Consider the following 1,674-nt stretch of genomic DNA (forward strand, 5'->3'; position numbering starts at 1 on the left):
GGTGAAGCTCGGCATCGCGAAGGACACCGACGGGTACATCGGTTCCGTCGACGACCAGCGCATGCAGGACTTCATCGAGAAGGCGAAGCCCGTCTTCGCCGGCTCCGGCGACGTGAAGAGCGACCTCAAGGCCTCGGACCTGTACACGAACGAGTTCCTCGACAAGCAGATCGGGAACGGCGGACGGGAGGCGCGGGGCGGGCGTGCCCCGCGCCTCCCGTCCGGTGGTGGGTCGGCTCAGCCGACCCGGGTCACTTGCCGAGCCCGATCTGCTTGTCGAGGAACTCGTTCGTGTACAGGTCCGAGGCCTTGAGGTCGCTCTTCACGTCGCCGGAGCCGGCGAAGACGGGCTTCGCCTTCTCGATGAAGTCCTGCATGCGCTGGTCGTCGACGGAACCGATGTACCCGTCGGTGTCCTTCGCGATGCCGAGCTTCACCATCTGCGCGGCGGCGAACGCACCGACCTTCGAGTCGTACGTCCAGCCGTTGTTGTACTGCTGCACGAGCTTCGTGATCAGGTCGTTCGTCGCCTGGGGTGCCTTCAGGTAGTCGACGTCGGCCTGCTGCATCACGGGGACGAGCTTCTGCAGGCACGGGGTGAGCTTCGTCAGGTCGCCGCTGCGCACGGACATCGCCTCGGGGTAGGGGTTCCACCCGGTGCTCGAGATGAGCGCGTAGTCGACCTTCTTGCCCCAGGCCGCGACCTGGTTCTGGTAGATGTACGGCTCGGCGGTCGCGAAGCCCTGCTGCGCGTCCTTGCCGCCGGCCGACACGAACTTCGACGGGGTGCCGTCGTAGCTGCCGTCGAGGACGCTCTTCGGCAGGGTGCCGGACTGCTCGAGGTAGGTCATGTACGCGGCGCCGTTGAAGTAGCGGACGACACCGCCGTCCTTCGCCAGGGCCTTGCCGAGGCTCGCGATGCTGTCGACCTTCGGGTAGGTCTTCGGGTCCCACATGATCGCCATCGGGGACGTGTCGTTCTCGGCGAAGACGGACGTGGTCGGCAGGTTGCCGGAGAACTGCACGGCCTCGTCGGTGGAGACGTAACCGAGGGTGATCGACTTGTCCTGGTACATCTGCGACGAGACCTTCGAGTAGCCGATCGCGGGGCCGCCGGCGCGGATCTCGAGCTTGACGCCCGTGCTCTTGCCGTTCGCGTACAGGTCGCCGGTGACGGTCTTGCCCGAGGCGTCGATCTGCGGGTCCGGCCCGAGCATCTGGTACAGGTGGCCGTGCTCGCCCTCGGGGTTCCAGTCGGTCTGGACGACGACGGTCGCGGGGCAGACCCCGGACAGGTCGACCTTCGGGCCGGAGGCGGACTGCGCGGTCGCGGCGGTCGTGCTCGATCCGGAGGACGAGCCGGCGGCACATCCGGTGAGGGCGAGCGCGGTCGCGGCGAGGGCGGCGGTCGCGACGCCGAGTCGGGTGGTGGTGCGCATGGAGGCTCCGTTCGTGGTGCGGGTCTCGTGCTGCAGTGCGTGCCGATCCTGGCGCTCGTGCCGCTCATCGGCGCCCTGTTCGGCTACGAGTTCGCCAGCCGGGTCATCGTCACCGTGATGATCGCCCTGTTCCCGATGGTGTCGAACACCCTGTTCGGCCTGCAGTCCGCGGACCGGGCGCAGCGCGAGCTGTTCCGGCTGCAGCGGGCGAGCCGGTTCGCCCGGCTCGTGAAGC

The 1,674-nt window shown here is 68.0% G+C and carries 1 protein-coding gene and 1 pseudogene; one reads left to right on the forward strand and one right to left on the reverse strand.

Features of this window, described 5'->3' with window-relative positions:
• Positions 1 to 251: 251 nt before the first annotated feature.
• Positions 252 to 1,439 (reverse strand): hypothetical protein, encoded by a 1,188-nt coding sequence (locus tag HUN59_RS05515; protein WP_058743376.1) that lies wholly within the window; start codon positions 1,437 to 1,439, stop codon positions 252 to 254.
• Positions 1,440 to 1,478: 39 nt separating this feature from the next.
• Between HUN59_RS05515 and HUN59_RS19340 the strand changes: the two are divergent.
• A pseudogene (locus tag HUN59_RS19340) lies at positions 1,479 to 1,674 on the forward strand (ABC transporter permease); the annotation flags it as partial.

This window comes from Curtobacterium sp. Csp2 (genome assembly GCF_013347165.1).